The sequence below is a fragment of the Acetobacterium tundrae genome, from assembly GCF_008086615.1.
GTDB classification, from domain to species: Bacteria; Bacillota; Clostridia; order Eubacteriales; family Eubacteriaceae; genus Acetobacterium; species Acetobacterium tundrae.
On sequence record NZ_RXYB01000004.1, the window covers coordinates 109,562 to 129,838 of the forward strand.

The window sequence follows — 20,277 nt, forward strand, 5'->3', positions numbered from 1 at the left end:
CGACGATTCACGTCACTGGAGCGATCAGCAATATTCATTCAACCTCCCGGTCCGTAAAATGGTTACTATGGATTTTACCGTTGTAAAAGAATCGAACTGATTTCATCTGCAGTCATGGGATTGTAGAAATAAAATCCCTGGACTTCATCACAGTGCTCTGCTTTTAAAAAAGCCAGTTGGGATTCGGTCTCCACGCCTTCAGCAATAACGGCTAAACCAAGATTATTTGCCAGTTGAATGATAATTTTGGCAATGGCTTCATCCTTAGTTTTGTTGCCAATGCCATGAACGAATGCAGGGTCCATTTTAATACGATCGATGGGCAGTGTCTTTAAACGGTTCAGAGAGGAATACTCGATACCAAAATGATCAATGGCAATGGTGATACCCATGACCCTAAGTTCATTCATGACATTAACTTTGCCTTTAAGGGCAATACTTTCCGTAATTTCCAATTCAAGTGTTTCCGGTGGGATCCCAGTTTCGATGATAACTTGTTTGATGGTGCTTAATAGATTTGAATTAAGAAACTGTTCTCCAGAAAGGCTTACTGCCATGCGAAAGGGCGGGATGCCCATAGAATGCCATATTTTGTTTTGTTTGCAGGCTGTCATTAGTAGCCATTCCCCAATGGGACCGATTAAACTTGAATGCTGCTCCGCAAGAGGGATAAAAGTTTCCGGTAAAATGAGCCCCAGTTCTGGATGATTCCAGCGGATTAAAGCTTCAATGCCAATGATTGTGTTTGTTTCAACGGATAGTTGAGGCTGATAGTACAACACCAGTTCATGACGCTCCAATGCCCGATAGAGGGCATTGGTCAGTTTCATTTTTAACTGGATATCTTCTTTTAATAGGGGTGAGCATAGCGTATATTTATTTTTGCCTTGGTCCTTGGAGGTATACATGGCCAGGTCTGCATTTTTTATCAGCATATCCGGTTCATCCCCGTCAATGGGGTAGAGAGCGACCCCAGCACTGGCGGTGATAAAGAACTCCTGATTTTTAATTTTGAAAGGATTTTTAAAGGAATTCATGATCATTTCTGACATTTGAGGAATGTCATTGCCGACTGTGATATTGGGGAGCATAATCAGATATTCATCCCCTCCGAATCGGCAGACGGTATCTTGTTTCCTAACACATCCAGTCAGCCGTTGGGCGACTTTTATCAGGAGTTCATCCCCGGCATTATGGCCCATGGTATCATTCACCGATTTAAACGCATCCAGATCGAGAAATATTATTCCGATAAAAGTTTCAGCGCGTTGGGCGGAATAAATCGCTTCCGTTAAACGGTCTCTGAACAGCGTGCGGTTTGGTAGACCTGTTAAAGCATCGTAAAAGGCCAGGTAGCTGATTTCTTTTTCAGCATTGATTTTTGCCAGAGCATCGGCCAGTATGTTTGAAATGACTATTAGAAGATCCGGAGAGTCTTCGCCCCAAACATGGGGATTTTCCATGGAATCAAAACCTAAAAATCCTAATATTTGATCGTTGGTGATGACGGGAATCGACAAGACAGATTTAATCTGATGACTTTGTAAAAGGGCTTTTTCAGTAATCGCTTCAGGGGGAAGAGTTTCAAGATTCGGGATATAAAGATTGGAGTTATTACTGATTTGGGAAACAAACCAGGGAACAGCGCTTGTATGGATGGTTTCTACCTTGCCAACTGAGGGTTCAATCCCATCGTTGCACCATTCATAGGCGTAAGAAATGGTTTTCATATCCGCAGAAAAAAGGCACAAATATGAACGGTCCACTTGGTACTGTTTGCCGCATAATTTCAGAAGATTCTGGACTTTTTCCTGGTAGTTCAGTTGGTTGGAAGTGATCAAGTCCGAGGAAATTTGGGAAACCATTTTTTGAAAGCGAACTTGTCTTTCATTTTCTTCCAGGCGCTGGAGAAAAATGCGATTCACGTAAAAGGCCATAGCCAGGAATAGGAAAACAAGAAGGAAATGCATGAGGTGGTCTAACATATCCATATGAATGGTGATGGAGGGAATCTTTATTGAGACCAGTGCCATGGTACTGAGTATGATCGTACCAAATATTCGCAGATATGGCCCATTGCGAAAAGGGATTAAGAGGATGATAAAAATAACCGGTGCGGCCCAGATGGTGATGAAGGTGTAGTTAATATACTTAAAGGCTAGAATTGGAACGGTTAAAGCCAGAATATAAACCATAATCAAGTCTTTATTTTTGGCTTGTATTGGAGAGTGGTTAAGGCCAATAAGAGCCAGACCTAAGCTGCAAAGGAAAGCGCTGAATAATAACGTAGATCCGAAATTAACATGAAAGATAAAATAACTGGCAGCAAAATCAAGACCCCCGCCGATAAGATAGAAAAAGGACAGGAATTTATAGATTTGTGTATAGTTGACATTGTTGAGAATTTCCCCTTCACTGGTTGCTGAAATAGTAATATCAGGTTTCATAAGATCATAATGCCGAATGGAGTAAAAAATGGCGCCAATGGGAATCAGGATAATTACCGGTGCCATTTGAGGTGCAGTGCTGGTAATATAAGTATTGAGCAGAATATCGGTGGCGCTTCCTAAAATGAGCGCAATTGAAATGGTAAGAAACAACAATAGTGCTGACATTCTCCCTTTCTTATCGGATTTTAATCCCCAGATGATAATAAGTCCAATGCTGAACAGTGTATAAGTGATGTAATAAACGTTGAAAAATAAGTCCCAGCTATTGTTGATGGATTGGTTGATCCACCCATAAGGTGAATAATGAAGGTTATATTGATTAGTAGCAATGGGATTATATAGTGAGAATGCAATAATATTGATCAGCATCGGTAAATATATCAATATGGTCAGCCACTTTTTTCTCAACCATTTTGTCCGATTGGTGAGAATCAAAATAAAATGTAGCAGAAAACTATACATAGAGCCCCAACCAAGGGCGGAAAATCGACGCCAAAACAAGGCTGTATCATAATCTGGTGCAGAATTGGCCATGGAAAAACCAAATGCCCAGATGGACAAGGTGATACACAATGCAAAAAAGATCCATTTCCGCATCGGTACGTCATCGTTTTTTAATATATAAAATCCAAAATATAAATATGCCATGAAGGAAAAATAAAAAATCAAAGAAAAAAAAGTTGATGTTGATATAGTAACCATTGTGCTAACCTCCGATTGATATTTAGTATCTACATACCCTAAAAATCCGGAATTAATTATTTCGTTTTTTCTGTTTTTAGAAACAATTATTTGTTTTGTATTTGCAAGTTAATTGAGGATTGATGAATTCAGAAAAATAAAATATTACTTTTGTCTCGCTATTATTTCTCTGTTAATAACTGAAAATTTGGGGTAAAATTAATGATATGGTTTACAACTGAAGAATATAATATTTAATAATAAAAAATACTCGCTATAGCGATGAAAGGAAAATTTGAATGACTGATAATATTGGTCAAGAAGACCAAATAAAAGAAGAGAATCAGCACGGCAGATATTTAACTTTTCACTTAGGGGAAGAAGTATTTGCGGTTGAAACTAAATATGTGACTGAAATAGTCGGGATGCAATTAATTACGAGTGTTCCAGAAGCTCTCTCTTATATAAAAGGGATCGTTAATTTAAGAGGAGTAATTATACCGGCTATTGATGGTCGGCTGAAATTTGGAATCGAATCGGTAGATTATGACGAAAGAACCAGTATTATTGTCATCAGTATCGATGCGGTATCTTTTGGCTTGATTGTCGACGGCGTTGAAGATATGCTAACAATCAATGACGATGAAATTGCTCCCCCGCCATCAAAAATAACTGGTTTCACAAACCACTATATAAAGGGTTTTGGAAAAGCCGAAGGAAAGATTCAGTTGCTTCTGGATTGTGAAAGCCTGCTGAAAAGCGGTGAAATGCAAGTCGTTGAGGAGTTATTTGAAGAAGTCGGTTAAAACAACAAGAATATCAGTGAACTAAGAGCAAAAGTATCATTAGGCGATACTTTGCTTTTTAGGTGATTGGCAAAACGCCAAGTGAGCACTGGCACTAGCTTAGCGTTTTCTTAATTTTTTGCCAATTGATATAATTTACAGAATAGTTAAAGATTTTAGGCTTATTATCAACAGTAAGGAAACAAATAAGCCTCCCTTTATTTTCATTCCTGAAATAGAAATCGCAGATAACAGATGATCTGCGATTTCTATTTTTTTTGTATGATTAACTCAAACTTTGCACATAAATAATTAACTTGAGGTTCATGTTATGAAAATTATAACACAAACCAATACAGACTTAAATTTCAATTCTAAACTAGTGGTGCGTATTTTGAAAAAAATATCAGGTAAGCTCACATTTAAAAACATGCAATGCCTACAAAACCTGAAGCTTTTCGGTGATTTCGGTTTTTGAGTATCTTTTAAACATCGTTTTACCAACCGATCGATATACATGAATTATGTGACCCATCATCATTGTCCGGAGTTCGAAAAAGATACGATCTATTGATTCACAAACTCCTGCAAGATCCATTGGCAGAAGTTTACCACCTTGGTTGCTGCCAGAGAAACTAACCAGCGCATCAACCGTCTTACCCATGAATTCCGGGAAAATGTTTTAATCATTGATGATACCTTTTTCGAGCGAAACCGTTCGAAAAAGGTGGAGTTGCTTTCACGCGTCTTCGACCAGGTGAAACACTGATACACAAAAGGATTTCGTTTGCTAACTCTGGGCTGGTCTGACAGAAACACCTTCATCCGGGTTGCAGGTTCATTACTTTCATCAGATGTTGACAAAATCTGATGAACAAGGCGGATAACAGTCTGGTTAAAAGAAGCCTTGCAGCCTAGACGAAATTGGTAGCGGTTATTTTTGCAACTAATTTCATTTTAAAGGTTTTAACTAAATTTGCAAATACAAAAAATAATTAAATTTCCGAGGCTGCCTGAAACAAAACAATAACTTCAGCTCAGATATGCGATCTTTGCGCATCCAGTTAGATGTGTTTGGATGAGAGGAAGAAAGAGTGCAAATGGAACAACTGGATAATATCGTTGATCATATCCGGTAATATTTTGGTAATCTTTCAATACGTTGAGCTATCACTATAGGCGATCAAATAAGATAATCATGAAATAGAACTTGACTAGTTGCATTTAAAGGCATATGCTCAATAATAAATATATGTTTGCTATTTTATTTTTGTAAATAATGATGCGGGTTAAAAAACCTTAGCAATGATGTTAGAGAGCTAAACAAATAAAAGCAAGAAGACACATAATACGAAAATAGGGTTTTAAAAAAATATTGCAGTATGAATTTTATAGTATACAAAATAAAAATAAAGAGTTAGGAGGATGAATTTTGGAAAAAAACAGTAAAAAAATTTCAAGTTTTTTAGTTGCGGTTTTAATTTTGAGTACAGTTTTACCAAGCGTAGCTTTTGCTAGTAATTCTCAAGACAACATAATAAAAAACAAAACTTCGAATAACGAAGTAATGTCTACTGAATCAGCTGAATCAGTTCTTGTTTTTGTTGGAGGGATTTTTGTTGGCTTTATTGTTGATGGAGTAGTCATATGTGCAAGTGGTCAAAGTAGTGCAGATTGGGTAGCTGATGCATTGGCATATTACTTCGCAAATCCAGAAGTTACTTCGATTTATTTAGGTGAAGGCGGTGGTGGCAGTTGGTAATCTATTTTACAATTAAGAGAATTAGTTTGAAGTGTCTAAAATGAAAAAAAGCAAAATAATAATGATATTTTTATTGGGTGTTTTATTTTATTTTATAATATCTATACTTTATCATTTGTATACTTAAAATTATAATATGCTCCCCTTATAGTGGACAGTCTAAATAAAAAAACTGTTTATTACAAGGTGGGGCATATTTTTGATGGAAAGAAAAAGCAAAAATATACGAGAAGAAAAATTAAAAGTGCACCAAACAATTGCAAATAGCATAGATCCGATTCACAATCAAACTCGGATGTTGGGAATAAGTAAAACGACAATCAATGGATTTGCAATTATAATGCCTCAGGAATTGACGGTTTACAACCAATTGTTAAAAATGTTGCTTACAGTTATGTTCTCAATAAATCAGCTGGAATCGGAGATGTACTATCTCAAAAAATTGACACCTATGAAGAATTAAAGCATGCTATCGAAAATTATATCGACTATTACAATAACCATCATTATCAGAAGCGTCTGAATTGTATGCCCCCACTCGAATACAGGGGTTATCTGGGGTCTGTTGCATAAGAATGCCGCCAATCATAAATGAATATGATTGGCGGCACACATATTCATTTATAATTATTTGTTTTGTCTACTTGACAGGGAGCGGTTCAAGAATGGTTACACCCACAATGAGAATGATCGTGAACCATAGCTAAAAGAGGGTTGGGGGTTCCTTGTGTTTTTTTATTAATAAAATCGCTGTAAGCAACACTAAGTGATTCATAATTATCAAAAATATTTGTATCCCCGATGTTTTTATTGAGTTGTAACAGTAAATCTCCCGCGAAGGAATGGGTGATGTACCCCGGCAGACTGAGCGGTGCATTGATATAGCATCTGATGGCAAGATACTGACCGTAGAATTGTGCAAGGTCATACATGTTTTCAGAGAGATCACCGGTTAGTATTTTCTCGTAGGCGGGTACTAATTTACTGATATAGGCAAAAACTAAAGCGTCTTTATCAGCATTTGTCAGGTGATAGAATAGTGTCGGACCCCTAAAACTTGCTCTAACTTCCGAAACAAATTGAAAACAATCATGGTCAGGAAATGAATCTTTTCTCAGGTTGAGGATATTATATTTGGTTTTGCACTCGAAATAATCGATTGCATGCGTATATTCATAGGCGATTGTCTGAGAATAAACACCGCTTTCATTAAAATGATCCTGCCGGATCAACAACAAAAACATTGAATTTTGTTCATCCGGCAGCACTAACAGTTCATTGCTGTTTTGAAGTTCCGGTTCAGCTCCTTTCACATCCATTTGGTCGTTCTTTGTATTGCATAATTCGAACCTGTCTGAATAAATATTGTCAGTTACAATAACTTCAAACGGGCAATCGTTTTTACTTTTGAAAATATGATCATACCCTTGTATGATATCTTGGACGATAGACATTGTGAGACCTCCTCTTATTCACATAAATTTGTGAATGCTCGCTAATGTTTAGTATATCCTTTATGCGTTATGGTGTAAATAGTCGGAAAAAAATTAAATGTAAAGGTAAAAAAGCAACGGTTAATTAGGCCGTTGCTTTTTGTATGAATTATAGGTGTTTAAATTCATAATCAATGACACATATGGCCCTTACCAGCTGCCGCCGCCGCCGCCGCCACCACCGCCGCCGGAGAAACCACCGCCGCCTGAGAAGCCGCCACCGCCGAAGCCGCCGGAGCCTGAGTTTGGTGGAACAATGATATTGGATGAAATTGAATTCATGCTGTGCATCAGCGCACTGGCAAATACAATCGACGTAAAGGGATCCCCATAGGTCTGTCCGTAATACCAGCTAGGCTGTTCAATGGCAAACGATTCGAAATTTTTCGCCCATTTATCCGTGACCCCTAAAACATAAGCATAGGGCAGAATATTGTAAAAATACTGAGGGTTTTTATTGACTAAAGCTAAAATACGATCTTTTTCAGCTTTTTCAATGAAATTCTTAAAACCAAGAACTTCGCCTAACCACTGACGGCCAGTTTCCGTTCGTTTGATTGAGATGATTTGGAATACTGAAATGCCATAGGTGGCAAGTAAAGCTATCAGTGCCGGGATGATGCTTTCATAACCCAATAGCATGCTGGCAACAAACACAATCAGAGCAAAGACGACAGTGAGTACAATGCCTAAAATCAACCGACCAGTTGTTTTTTTGGTTGAAGTGCCCTGTCGGTTTCGAATTGCAGTGGTGATGATGTTAACGCTGAAGATTGTTGGCAACACAGTAAAGAGTGCGGAAAAACCGATAGCAAGCAGACCATCCCCCAAAGATGTCAGCATGCTTGAGCGATAAGCACCGTTGATCACCAGTGTCAGCAGCGGAAAGCACATGATCGCTGTGATGAATCCAAAGCCAGCCTTTGATGCCGCGGTAAACAGTCTATTTTCCGGAAGATTAAAATAACTTTTGATCTGGAGCTTCGTCGCAACAAACGTATCGTAAAAGCTGGCCGGCACGCTTTCGGTTGAAAAACTATCTTTTTGATCAAAAAGATTAACAAAAAAAGTCTGTTCAAAATCTTCTGCTGTATCTGGCAGATTCTTAATCTTATGGAATATAAATTTCTTTTTATCCACCTGTTCGATGGTCATATAACCCTTATCCGCCCAATACATGAGCAGGGAAAGGACTTCCGGTTTGTCAAGAGCGCCATCCACAATAAAACCAATCTGGGATGGGGTGAAATCATGTGGAGGGTAAAATTCGACCGGTTCCACAGGCTTTTCGTCTCGTCCGGTAAAAAACCAGATCAGAGCTGCACCCAGTAAGGATAAAGCAAACAGGATATACATCAAGGGATCAAATTCGTTACCGGTAAAGGCTCCCACAAAATAACCTTCAGGTAAATTGATTTTTAAGGTAACGCCTTCATTGTTGGATAATGGCCGATTCAGAGTTCCATTAATGGTATTTCCGTTAATGGTAAAATCAACGGCGGTGGTATCGGTACTGCCATAGCCACCTGTAATAAATTCTACCTTAGAAGAATCAAAAGCTTTTGGCATAACAATCGTGAAACTGGCGTTCTGAATGCTTGTATCCCAATTTTGTGGAATGATATTGTAATAAACATCATCCATAGAATTAATTTTATCATCACCTGGGTTCCAAACGTAAGAAATGGGGTAGGTTTGAGTTCCAGATACTGTTTGATTTTTATCGCCAATAGTGATGACAACATTATTATTTTCATTGGATGTTTCATATTTGAAATTAGAAACCGAAACATTAGAGACTCGGGCGGTATAAGGTGTATCGACGGGCTTTCCATCAATCTCGCGATAAAAATCTCCTTTATAAGGAATGTATCGAAAAATACCATGGCGTGCTGCAGAAAAAGCGACTATTATGTTTTCTTGTATATCATAAGCATGATTTTCCTGAACGTCCATGGTCACATTATATTGTGTTATATCAAAAGCTTCTTGAGCAAACGTGCTTCCAGGAAAAACAGATCCTAAAAGAAGAAGGCCAAGAAGAAGAAGTGCGCATCGATTTTTCACTTCGTTTACCTCCAAAATGATATTTTTAATTAAATTTAACTTGGACGTTTTCTCGTTCTTCTGGAGCTCCCACTTCAAAGAATGGTTGTTTTTTGAAGCCGAACATATTGGCAACAATATTGCTTGGGAAGGACTCAACCTTCGTGTTCATTGTTCGAACGGTTGCATTGTAGTATTTTCTTGAATTGGCAATGTCATTTTCGATGGATTGCAGCTGTTGCTGCAAATCAAGGAAATTCGTATTTGCCTGGAGTTGGGGATAAGCTTCCGCAACAGCAAAGAGACTTTTCAAAGTTCCCGACAAGGCGTTTTCATTGGAGATCTTTTGGTCAATACTGGTTGCGCTCATGGCTGCTGTTCTGGCAGCGGTTACCTTTGCGAAGGTTTCTGATTCATGGGTCGCATAACCTTTTACCGTTTCCACAAGGTTGGGAATCAGATCATAACGTTTCTTTAAATAAACATCCATAGTCGAAAAAGCCTCTTCGACTTGGTTTTTAATCTTAACGAAGTTATTTCGAGAAACGATGAGCCAAAGGCCAATTATAACAACAAGACCGATAATAATTAGAAGTGCAATCATTTTTAAATCCTCCTTTTTAATTTTGTTTGCTCTATTATAACACTTATTAATGAAGGTCACAACGAATCTTTACGGATACGAGGTCCGGATTGACAATAAAAAAATAGTACAACAAGAAAAGCTTTACATGCTTTTGGTGTGATATTTTGTCTTGTTGAATGGGTATTTGTATATTACAATGAGGTTAAATTAGAAAGAATCCGAATTCCAAAGATGAATTGGTAAGGAATAAGGAATCGGATTAGATTTTTTACTACAATACCTGAGGAAAGGAGATATTAGTTTATATGAAATATTCACACATTATATTTGATTTAGATGGGACGCTTATTGATTCCAGCGAAACCTTTCGTTTCTGTCTTGAATATGCTCTGGAAAAAATGCATTATCCGGACCCAAAAGTTATTGATGTCAATCCGCTGATTGGACCGCCGATTCTTAGAACTTTTCAGGACGTTTTTGGGTTTTCTCCAAGCGAAGCCCAACAGGGATACAAGTTTTATCTTGAAGAGTATGTCGACAATGGCAGAATGTATAAAACCCCGATTTATGACGGAGTGAAAGCGACGATTCATACCCTATATAAAAACAAGTGCTTTCTGGGAGTAGCGACAACCAAAAATGAAACTAACGCCAGAAAAATCATCAAGAGCATGGCATTTGACATTGAGATTGACCGGGTTTATGGAACGTATAACGACGGCACCCGAAGCAATAAAAAAGAAATCATTACCGATCTTCTGAATGATCATCAGATCGCTGATTTATCGGATGTTTTAATGGTTGGAGATCGCTATTACGATATTATCGGGGCAAAAGAAGTTGGCATCGCTTCCGTGGGGGTGACTTATGGCTGCGGCAGCGTGGAAGAGCTCAGAGAAGCTGGGGCAATACAACTCATTGCAAGTTTTTCCGAACTCCTGAATATTGTTTGTTAGGAGGACAGTATGCAAGAAGATTATTTAAATTTAGAACGTACAGCAATCATTAAAGGTGACTTGAAATACACAAATATTGGACAGATCATAAAATCTTCGTTTTTTAAAAAATTAATTAAAACATTTATTAAAGAACTGGAGGTAAAAAAATCTTATCTAATCAAAACACTGGAACCATTTCAAAATGAAAACCGTGATTTTAATGAACGTGAATTTGTTGATTTTGTCTATTTGCTCAACATCAATTCACTGGAAGAAATTATTCGTTCCGGCTATTTTGATATTCAAATGACTTATGAAGAGTATTCCCAGTTGTTTTTGGGCTTTCTTGAAGGCTTTTATAATTACTGGCGAGGAATCCAGCGTTTTATGATAAAAATGGATGGTTACAGCCCGGATGAAACCACAAAACGCTCGAAAGCTTTTTCGTTGATATCAAACAATGATGCGTTTAAGAAAATGGTTCTGGATCTTTACCGTAATATTCATTTTAATGTAACCGGAAAAGGTGTGCGTATTTATCGACAGCTGCCCAGTGGTGCCCAGGTGGCATTTTTAGCCGATTATTTTGAATTCGACCGGGAGGCTAAGAGCAAAAATGATTCTCTTTATCAGATCCCTTATATTTGGGAAGCGATTTTTGAGCCCCCTGTTATATTTTACACCCAGTCGAACAAACGCGAGGGGGTATTTCCGGTTAAGGATAAACGTATTTTACAAAAATTTTATCTGGCGAGTGATGAATGGTTTGCAATACCCCTGAAGGTCGGCCGCTTATTATCCATTGTTTATGTTCAAAAAGAGTATATGGCATTAGGCGCTGGCTTGTTCAACTTATTCGAAATGGCCACACCAGAAGAATTTACAAAACAAAAACCGGATTCAGTGGTTTTCTTTGGTCTGGATGAAAGTATTTTTGACGAAGATGAAAAACTCGGCTTTGTGACAAAAGAAGATGATGTCTATTATGGACTGATTCCAGATCTTGCTCAAATCGATTATTTTGGGTATATGAAGAAGATTTTGCTGACGCTTCACAATGTCATCCAGATTGAAATGAAAGCACTGCCGATTCATGGGGCCTTTGCAAAGATAAGAGTTGGGGGCAGAAAATCGGCGAACATCATGCTGATTGGCGACAGCGGTGCTGGAAAATCCGAGACACTGGAAGCCATTAATAAGCTCCCCAGAGAAATGGCGTGTGATTTTGACATCCTCATTGATGATATGGGATCTCTTCATTTTAACAAGGAAGGTGAGCTCATGGCAGTCGGCACTGAAGTTGGCGCCTTTGTACGGCTGGATGATCTACAGCCGGGTTATGCCTACAGCACAATGGATCGCAGTATTTTTATGAACCCCAACATTGCGAATGCCCGAGTCATTGTTCCTCAAATGACCTATGAAGAAATTTCAAAATCGACCCGGGTGGATTTCATCTTTTACATCAACAACTACGAGAAAATCGATGATGAAGTCCCAGCCATCGAAATATTCGAAGATTTAAACGCGGCCTATGATGTTTTCTCTGAGGGAAAACGGATGGCCAAAGGAACCACTGGAGAAGTGGGTTTAACCAATACCTATTTTGCCAACCCGTTCGGTGCGGTTCAGATGAAAGAAGAGCATGAAAAAATTGCCAGGAAAACATTCAAAAAAATGAAAGAAATCGGAGTGCAGGTTGGAATGATTAGAACACAGCTGGGGATTCCTGGCTGCGAACAGGATGGACCCTACATAGCAGCTCAAGAGTTGATTCGATTTATTGATAAAACAAACTCAGAAAAGCTGTAAAATATGTTTGATCTTTTGGAAATAGGGTATATAATATACTTATAGAAGATTATAATCATTATAAAGGAGAAAGATATGGGTAAACTGAACGGTACACAAACACTACAAAATTTAATGCAGTCTTTTGTCGGAGAATCCCAGGCTAGAATGCGTTATACATTTTTTGCATCGGTTGCCAAAAAGGAAGGATATGTTCAAATCAGCAATATCTTTACTGAAACAGCCGGAAATGAAAAAGAACATGGTGAATTGTTTTATAAATATATTGTAAGCAACGAATATGTTACTGGAGAAGCCGTTAATGTCAACGTCAATGCCGACTTTCCAGTGGCGCTAAGCGACACCAAAAACAACTTACTGCATGCAGCATCTGGGGAGAATGAAGAATGGAAAGAACTTTATCCTAAATTTGCTGAAATAGCAAAAAAAGAAGGTTTCCCGGAAATTGCAGAAACCTGGCTGGAAGTTGTTGTTGCTGAAAAAGCGCATGAAACACGTTATTTGAAGCTGGCTGCCAATATTGAATTGGGAAGAACCTTCAAACGTTTCAGTGATGTTAAATGGAAATGCTCAAATTGCGGTTACATTTATGAGGGCGCAGAAGTACCTGATACTTGCCCAGCCTGCAAGCATGCAAAAGATTATTTTGAACTGTTTGAGGAGACCTACTAAAATTTATTTAATTGAATAATATAATTAAAACAATCAGTATCATGTATTAACGGCATGCTGCTGATTGTTTTTGTGTGAAGAATATGATATAGAGATAATGTGTTCATCAGTTTGTAGAGGCAGATGAAACAGATTCATAAGTTTGAAATTAATAGTTGACAATATAATACTTCGGTAGTAGAATTAAAAATAGTTCACGAGCTGAAGTATTGTAGTGAAATGAAAAAGGAAAGAAGACAATGGATAAAGAGTTTAAGGGCAAATTTGAATCAATAATATTTGAGTATATTGACAAGATAAAATTTCTTTTATCACCGGAGACGTGGGGCAATGATCTTTTTAACTGCTCTAAGAATGAGCTGTTTATGATGCTCCTGCTGTACCGAAGAAGTGATGTGAATATGACTCAGATTGCTGATTATATCGGGGTTCCCCTTAATACTGCCACAGGAATTGTGGCGAGAATGGAAAAGCGGGGGCTTGTCAGCCGTGAAAGAAGCGTTGAGGACAAACGGGTTGTCACCATCCATATGACGGATGATGGTTTGGGTAAGATTAAACGCATCATCAGCGAGATGAGTCGCTATGGGCAATTGGCCATGGACAGCTTTACGCAAGAAGAAATTCAGCTGGTCTTTAAATTAATCGACAAAGTGATGGACACCTTGCGTCGGGATCGTGTGAAAAGCATCAATCATAAAAATCCTGAAACAAAGGTAAGAAAAATTACCATTGAGTGATCTCAGAAGGTGCCACTCAACAAGCTGTAATAATTATTGGTATTACGATTCCTAATCAACCTGCTGCCGGAAGGCAGCATCTTTTTAAACAATACTTCGGAAACTGAACAATTCGGAAAGGGAATAATATTAAAAATATGGAGGAAGTTATGAAACGGATACTTATTTTTACAGGCAAAGGCGGCGTTGGAAAAACCAGTGTAGCAGCAGCTCATGCCTTGAAATCATCAAATGAGGGGAAGAAAACCCTGATCATCAGCACAGACATGGCCCATAATTTGGGGGATCTATTTAATATGACCTTCGGCGGGAATGAAGTCCGGGTGGCTGAGAATTTATATGCATTGGAAGTGGATGCAAATGACATGATGGAAAATGATTATAAAAATATCATGAAGGCCTTCACCGATCTGCTTGGTTCATTTAATCAGGATAATTTAGAGATGGATGAATTTACCATGATGCCGGGAATGGATGAGTTATTCTCGCTCCTTAAAATCCAGGACATTTATAATAACAGCGATTACGAACGGATTATTGTGGATTGTGCCCCGACCGGAGAAACATTATCTCTGCTTAAATTTCCAGAGCTATTATGTTGGTATATGGATAAATTTTTCCCAATGGGAAAAGTGGCCATGCGGATATTATCGCCGGTCTCAAAGTCGCTGTTCAAGATTCAATTGCCGGACAAGCATGCCATGAGCGATATCGAAAAGCTCTATGTAAAGCTGATTGAATTGCAGGAGTTGTTGAAAAATAAGGAAATCACCTCGGTCAGACTGGTTACGATTCCTGAGAAAATGGTGGTGGAAGAGACAAAACGGAATTATATGTATATGAAACTGTATAACTATCATGTGGACGGCGTTTTTATCAACCGGATTCTCCCGAAGGAAATAGACAATCCTTTTTTTGATGAGTGGGTTAACATTCAGAAAACCTATATTGAAGAGATCAAGAATTGTTTTGAGACGGTTCCTCAGTATAATATCCCCTGGTATGACACGGATCTCCTCGGGCTGGATTCCATCAACCGCATCTGCGAAGATGCTTTCAGCGGGAAAGACGACCTGTTTGATATTAGGGATGATATTGAAGGGGAAAGTTATGAAGCGAATGAAAATGGTTATATCATGAAATTGTATCTGCCGAATATTTCAAAAAATGAGGTGTCGGTCAATATCAGTGGGTCGGACGTGATTATAAAAATCGGCAACTACAAACGGAATATCCCCATGCCAAACACGCTCCGGGGAATGGAAGTTGTTAATGCTAGGTATGATGCGGATACTCTCGTCATACAGTTTGAAAACCAATTGGAGGTCAGAAATGCGTAGTGAATTTATCGAGAAAATGATCCAGGCGAAAAAGATTGAGAAAGAAGCATTTTCATCACTGCTACCAAAATCCATGGTTGGACATATGGATGTCATCGAAAAAGAAATGAAAATGATGATCAGGGAACTGGCAATGGAATGTGTTATTGACGCAGCCCATCCAGGAAGTGAGCCGAAAGAAGAAAAAAAAGTTAAGAAAGTTACAATCAGTTGAAAGATAAGAGGATAAAAATGAGAATCATTTTATATACAGGAAAAGGCGGCGTCGGCAAAACCAGTATCGCGGCTGCCACTGCAGTTAAGGCGGCTAAGGACGGTAAAAAAGTATTGATTATGAGCACTGATCAGGCTCATAGTCTGACTGATTCTTTCGGAGTACAACTGGGAAACGAACCGGCTGTCATCACTGATAATCTCTGGGGACTTGAAATTGACGCGATCGTCGAAGGGGAACTGGCCTGGGGAAACATGAAAAACTATATGAAGGAATTACTGACGTCAAAAGTGGCAGGTGGCATTGAAACCGAGGAACTGCTTGTGTTCCCAGGGCTGGAGGAATTATTTTCGCTATTTAAAATCATCGATATTTATGAAGAAAACCAATACGATCTTTTAATCGTGGATTGTGCGCCAACCGGAGAAACCATGGCGTTGCTGAAGTTCCCGGAAATGTTTGGCAATATGATTACGACTATGCTTCCGATGAAGAGAAAAGCTACAAAAGTGGCGGGCCCGATGGTTGAAAAGGTAATGAAAATACCGATGCCGAAAGACAATGTCTTCGATGATATTGAAAGGTTGAATCAGAAGCTTTATCAGCTCCAGACCATTATGACTGATCCGGAAATTTTGAGCATCCGCATTGTTACCACCCCGGAACGGATTGTCATCAAGGAAGCAAAAAGAAATTTCACATATCTTCATCTGTATAACTATAATATTGATGCGGTGATTGTCAATAAGGTTTATCCCAGACAGGCATTGGATGGGTATTTCAGCAAGTGGATCAACCTTCAGGAAGAAGGGCTTAATGAAATCAGAGAGAGCTTTTGCAATGTGCCGATTTTTACTTTGATGCTTTTGAATAAGGAACTGAAATCGGAAGAAGTGCTTCTGGAAGCAGCGGAAACAATTTTTGGTGATACAGATCCCACAGATGTCTTGTTTGCCGATAAGATATTTGAAGTGAAAAAGGAAAGCGACGGGTATTACTATATTTTAAACCTCCCGTTTACAGATAAAAATGAAATGAATATGGGGCAGAAGGGAAATGAACTGATGATTCAGATTAAGAATCAGAAAAGATGCTTCACCTTGCCGGATATATTTAAGAATAAAAGCGTGGAAAGTGCCGAGTATAAAGAAGATCGACTCTATGTGAAATTTGTGTAGATAAGGCTAAAGAAAATAGTAAAAAGCATGCGCCTCACAATCGAGGAGGACATGCTTTTAGTGGCTAAAAATTATATTTCATTATTGTGGTCTCGTACCGCCATTTTGACCGCCACCACCACCTTGACCGCCACCCATTCCAGTTGCCTGACCGTTGCTGGTAGTGACCGAGGTAAGTGTGATATCAGTAGTTTGACTGCCACAAGTTAAGGTATAGGTTGTTCCTTTTTGAAGTGCTGGAGCACTGATTACTACCGACTGATAAGTTTTAACGGGCGTATATGAAACGATTATATTCCCAGATGCATCCGTTAAGGTTACTTCGGTTCCCGCAGTACATGCTGTTGTGAAGTTATTAAGTAAGGAATACTGAGTTGAAGTATCGGAAAATCCTTGTGCCATTCGCGAACTTCCTGCGGCAATGATTGTTCCACCAGTGATTTCAGCTGTGCCATTATAATCAAGAGCACCATTGTCATTAGCTGTCGGTCCGCTGACATCAATAGTCCCCCCTGAGATATAGAGATTACCGTTGCTGTCAATCCCATCGCCGGTCGCATTGATGTTAATTGTTCCGCCCGAGATGGTGAGATAGCAGTTTGCATCAGCTTCCATTGCGCCACCGCCCGGACCATTTGAATTAGTTGTTGTTGTTGTGATTCCATCGGCGGCGTTAAAACCATCATCCTGTGAAGTAATATCAATTGTTCCGCCTTCGACAATGATTGCGGTGCCTTCGATTCCTTCAACACTGTTTGTTATTTTAATCGTTCCGCCGCAGATGTAAACATATCCTTTAGTATTATCCTCGTCATTTTTTGAGGTAATTCCTTTTCCGGTTGATGAGTTGATATTAAGCACACCGTCTTTGATTTTTATACAATTTTTACTGCTGAGGGCATCTTTTACAGCGATAATATTATAGGTTCCACCAGTAATAATCAAATCATCTTTTGAGACAATGGCATGTTTATAATTAGCCGTAATATTTAAAGTACCTTCCCCATTGATGGTTAAATCAGCTTTACTGAAGATAACGCTGTCGACGGTATTTTCATCCGTCTGAACATAGGCGGAACCGTCGGTTAAGGTATTCACAGTATCTTTACCAAGTGTGACAAATACCTTGTTGGCACTTTTAATATAGATTGGAGCATTATCGGCACAATTGATGGTCACACCGTTTAGGACAATCTGAACCTTGTCTGTATCCGCCGCTGCCACCACAATCTGTCCGTCCGACAGGCTCCCAGTAACGACATAAATACCTTCTTTGCTGATGGTCAGTACCCCGCCGCTTGCCGTGGCGCCATCGCCTGAAACCTGAATAGTTGTTCCAGCCATCGTCACATGTACGGCTGTGCTATCGTCATAGGTTGTTTTTAAATCTCGGTCCGAAAATTCCGGGTCGACGGCAATTGTAGAAGTGGATGGAACAACGGCCGTTAAACCGGCTGTTGCTACTGCCACAGCAGCAGTAGCTGTCGTGGCAGTATTAGCGGATGATTGACATCCGGTTAATAATAACATGATTATAAAAAATGGTATCAGAATCTTTAATCTTTTCATAGTAAGTCTGTTTTCTCTCTTTCATTTATAGTTTAGCATCATTGCTGTTATTAAATATACAATAGTTGCGTGATCGAAATGTGAACAAACACTGTTTTTTATGAAAAATCGAAATGGTGTCATATCATTCAAGAAATATTTTTGTTATGGTGATAAAATAATATAGAAAATGAGAGAAAGAGAGAAAAGTCATGGCACAAGTGCAAGAACAGCGGCATGTTTATTATGACCGCGATTTAGAGATAGAAGCTTATAATTTGAGTGGAATCATTCAAAAATTCCCCAATCACTTTCATGAGTATTATGTCATCGGATTTGTCGAGGGGGGCAGTCGGCACTTGTGGTGCAAAAACCGCGAATATGATGTCGCCACCGGAGATTTGCTTCTGTTCAATCCCCGGGACAATCATTTCTGTGCGCCCATCAATGGAGAAATATTAGATTATCGGGCGATCAATATCAAGCCGGAAATTATGTCAAAAGTGGTCAAAGAAATCACCGGTAAAGACTATACACCTTATTTCACCCAGAATGTAGTTTGTCAAAGCGACATTACACTATTTGTTCGGGATTTTTACAATGCGATTATCCGTCGTGCCCCAAAGCTGGAAAAGGAAGAGGTCTTGTTTTTCCTGCTGGAGCAAGTTCTGCAGGAATATGCAGCGCCTTTTGAAGGAATTGATATATCGGAACCAAATCAGCAAATCAAAATGCTTTGTACCTACATGGAAAATCATTTTGCGGAAAATATCACCCTGGACGATTTATTGGAAATGACCAATTTTGGCAAGTCCTACCTGCTGAGGTCCTTCACAAAGCAAGTAGGCGTTTCGCCGTACCGATATCTTCAGACGGTACGGCTGGACAGAGTAAAAAATCTTTTGGAACAAGGCATAGCACCGATTGATGCGGCGTATATGGCTGGCTTTTCCGACCAAAGTCATTTTACAAATTTTTTCAAGGAATTCATTGGGTTGACGCCGAAGCAGTATCAAAGAATCTTCACGGATACAGAACAACCGCCGGAGCCGGCAAAGGAGTGGCAGGATGACAAATAATAAAAATCCGTCGGGGCATATTGCTGCTTTTATCACTATACTGATTTGGGGCACAACCTTTATTTCAACGAAGGTACTGCTCCAGACATTTGCTCCGATCGAGATCCTGCTCATCCGTTTTGTAATCGGGTACTTTGCTTTATGGTGTGTTTGTCCCCGCAGATTGTCTGTATTGCTGAAAAAACAGGAATGGACATTTGCCGCTGCCGGGCTGTGTGGCGTGACGCTGTATTATCTGTTTGAAAATATCGCATTGACTTATACATTAGCTTCCAATGTCGGCGTCATCATCTCAATCGCGCCATTCTTCACCGCCATTTTCGGATGTCTGTTTTTACATGATGAAGGGCCGGACGCACGTTTCATGGGCGGTTTCTGCATCGCGATGGCGGGAATCTGCCTGCTTAGTTTCAATACCGAAACGGCCTTGGCACTTAATCCATTAGGCAATATGCTGGCAATCGCGGCGGCGGTTATCTGGGCGGCCTACTCAACTTTAACAAAGAAAATCAGTGCCTTCGGCTACAACACGATTCAAATGACACGGCGCATCTTTTTCTACGGCTTGATTTTTATGATGCCGGTCGTGTTCCTGATGGATTTCAATGTCACGCTTTCCCAGCTGGCCGAACCCAAAAACCTGCTGAATCTTCTGTTCTTAGGTTTGGGGGCATCTGCGTTTTGCTTCGTCACATGGAATTTCGCAGTCAAGCTCCTGGGTTCCGTCAAAACAAGTGTTTACATTTATATGGTGCCGGTAATTACGACGGTCACTTCGGCCTTCGTACTGCACGAACAAATCACAGCAACGGCGGTATGCGGTATTGTTCTGGTTTTGACCGGCTTGCTTTTATCGGAAAGCAAAAAAATTGCAGCAAGTATATAATTAAGTTTAAAATCATTAAACATGAAATTCTGATCAGTTGGAGACAAAGCCCTTCATTTAGTGATAT

General features: G+C 39.3%; 18 protein-coding genes. 13 read left to right on the top strand and 5 right to left on the bottom strand.

Features of this window, described 5'->3' with window-relative positions:
• Nucleotides 1-74: 74 nt before the first annotated feature.
• Nucleotides 75-3,152 (bottom strand): EAL domain-containing protein, encoded by a 3,078-nt coding sequence (locus FZC40_RS04835; protein ID WP_148602797.1) that lies wholly within the window; start codon nucleotides 3,150-3,152, stop codon nucleotides 75-77.
• A 278-nt stretch (nucleotides 3,153-3,430) separates the two neighbouring features.
• Here FZC40_RS04835 and FZC40_RS04840 point away from each other — a divergent pair, with 278 nt between their 5' ends.
• From FZC40_RS04840 to FZC40_RS17740, 4 genes are all read left to right on the top strand, one after another.
• Complete coding sequence (locus FZC40_RS04840) at nucleotides 3,431-3,937, top strand: chemotaxis protein CheW (protein WP_148602798.1); 507 nt, start codon at nucleotides 3,431-3,433, stop codon at nucleotides 3,935-3,937.
• A 1,411-nt stretch (nucleotides 3,938-5,348) separates the two neighbouring features.
• Complete coding sequence (locus FZC40_RS04850; protein ID WP_148602800.1) at nucleotides 5,349-5,678, top strand: hypothetical protein; 330 nt, start codon at nucleotides 5,349-5,351, stop codon at nucleotides 5,676-5,678.
• Between the two features lie 199 nt (nucleotides 5,679-5,877).
• A complete protein-coding gene (locus FZC40_RS17345) occupies nucleotides 5,878-6,141 on the top strand; it encodes a hypothetical protein (protein ID WP_207724227.1) in 264 nt (87 codons plus the stop codon).
• A 20-nt stretch (nucleotides 6,142-6,161) separates the two neighbouring features.
• Nucleotides 6,162-6,251, top strand: coding sequence for a hypothetical protein (locus FZC40_RS17740; RefSeq protein ID WP_420534734.1), 90 nt, complete (start codon nucleotides 6,162-6,164; stop codon nucleotides 6,249-6,251).
• A gap of 86 nt (nucleotides 6,252-6,337) precedes the next feature.
• On the opposite strand, the gene FZC40_RS04860 is transcribed toward FZC40_RS17740, so the two are convergent.
• From FZC40_RS04860 to FZC40_RS04870, 3 genes are all read right to left on the bottom strand, one after another.
• A complete protein-coding gene (locus tag FZC40_RS04860) occupies nucleotides 6,338-7,132 on the bottom strand; it encodes a hypothetical protein (RefSeq protein ID WP_148602801.1) in 795 nt (264 codons plus the stop codon).
• A 189-nt stretch (nucleotides 7,133-7,321) separates the two neighbouring features.
• A complete protein-coding gene (locus tag FZC40_RS04865; RefSeq protein WP_148602802.1) occupies nucleotides 7,322-9,238 on the bottom strand; it encodes a DUF2207 domain-containing protein in 1,917 nt (638 codons plus the stop codon).
• Nucleotides 9,239-9,263: 25 nt separating this feature from the next.
• Nucleotides 9,264-9,821, bottom strand: coding sequence for a LemA family protein (locus FZC40_RS04870; protein WP_148602803.1), 558 nt, complete (start codon nucleotides 9,819-9,821; stop codon nucleotides 9,264-9,266).
• A 287-nt stretch (nucleotides 9,822-10,108) separates the two neighbouring features.
• On the opposite strand from FZC40_RS04870, the gene FZC40_RS04875 reads away from it, so the two are divergent.
• The 7 genes from FZC40_RS04875 (at nucleotide 10,109) to FZC40_RS04905 (ending at nucleotide 16,697) form a co-directional block, all read left to right on the top strand.
• Nucleotides 10,109-10,759, top strand: coding sequence for an HAD hydrolase-like protein (locus FZC40_RS04875; RefSeq protein WP_148602804.1), 651 nt, complete (start codon nucleotides 10,109-10,111; stop codon nucleotides 10,757-10,759).
• A 9-nt stretch (nucleotides 10,760-10,768) separates the two neighbouring features.
• Complete coding sequence (locus FZC40_RS04880; RefSeq protein ID WP_148602805.1) at nucleotides 10,769-12,553, top strand: phosphoenolpyruvate carboxykinase (ATP); 1,785 nt, start codon at nucleotides 10,769-10,771, stop codon at nucleotides 12,551-12,553.
• Between the two features lie 75 nt (nucleotides 12,554-12,628).
• Nucleotides 12,629-13,225 (top strand): rubrerythrin, encoded by a 597-nt coding sequence (rbr, locus tag FZC40_RS04885; protein WP_148565936.1) that lies wholly within the window; start codon nucleotides 12,629-12,631, stop codon nucleotides 13,223-13,225.
• Nucleotides 13,226-13,464: 239 nt separating this feature from the next.
• Entirely contained in the window at nucleotides 13,465-13,965 is a 501-nt protein-coding gene (locus FZC40_RS04890) for a MarR family winged helix-turn-helix transcriptional regulator (protein WP_148602806.1), read from the top strand.
• 149 nt (nucleotides 13,966-14,114) lie between these two features.
• On the top strand, nucleotides 14,115-15,305 hold the full coding sequence (locus FZC40_RS04895; protein ID WP_148602807.1) for an ArsA family ATPase: 1,191 nt from the start codon (nucleotides 14,115-14,117) through the stop codon (nucleotides 15,303-15,305).
• Entirely contained in the window at nucleotides 15,298-15,519 is a 222-nt protein-coding gene (locus FZC40_RS04900; protein WP_148602808.1) for a hypothetical protein, read from the top strand. Before FZC40_RS04895 ends, FZC40_RS04900 begins: the two co-directional genes overlap by 8 nt.
• Nucleotides 15,520-15,536: 17 nt before the next feature.
• Nucleotides 15,537-16,697: an ArsA family ATPase gene (locus tag FZC40_RS04905; RefSeq protein WP_148602809.1), complete on the top strand. Its 1,161-nt coding sequence runs from the start codon at nucleotides 15,537-15,539 to the stop codon at nucleotides 16,695-16,697.
• An 81-nt stretch (nucleotides 16,698-16,778) separates the two neighbouring features.
• Here FZC40_RS04905 and FZC40_RS04910 read toward each other — a convergent pair whose 3' ends face one another.
• Entirely contained in the window at nucleotides 16,779-18,266 is a 1,488-nt protein-coding gene (locus tag FZC40_RS04910; protein ID WP_148602810.1) for a carbohydrate-binding domain-containing protein, read from the bottom strand.
• A gap of 191 nt (nucleotides 18,267-18,457) precedes the next feature.
• On the opposite strand from FZC40_RS04910, the gene FZC40_RS04915 reads away from it, so the two are divergent.
• Nucleotides 18,458-19,324 (top strand): AraC family transcriptional regulator, encoded by an 867-nt coding sequence (locus tag FZC40_RS04915; protein WP_148602811.1) that lies wholly within the window; start codon nucleotides 18,458-18,460, stop codon nucleotides 19,322-19,324.
• Nucleotides 19,314-20,210, top strand: coding sequence for a DMT family transporter (locus FZC40_RS04920; RefSeq protein ID WP_148602812.1), 897 nt, complete (start codon nucleotides 19,314-19,316; stop codon nucleotides 20,208-20,210). The genes FZC40_RS04915 and FZC40_RS04920 overlap by 11 nt, the downstream gene beginning before the upstream one ends.
• The last annotated feature ends 67 nt before the right edge of the window (nucleotides 20,211-20,277 follow it).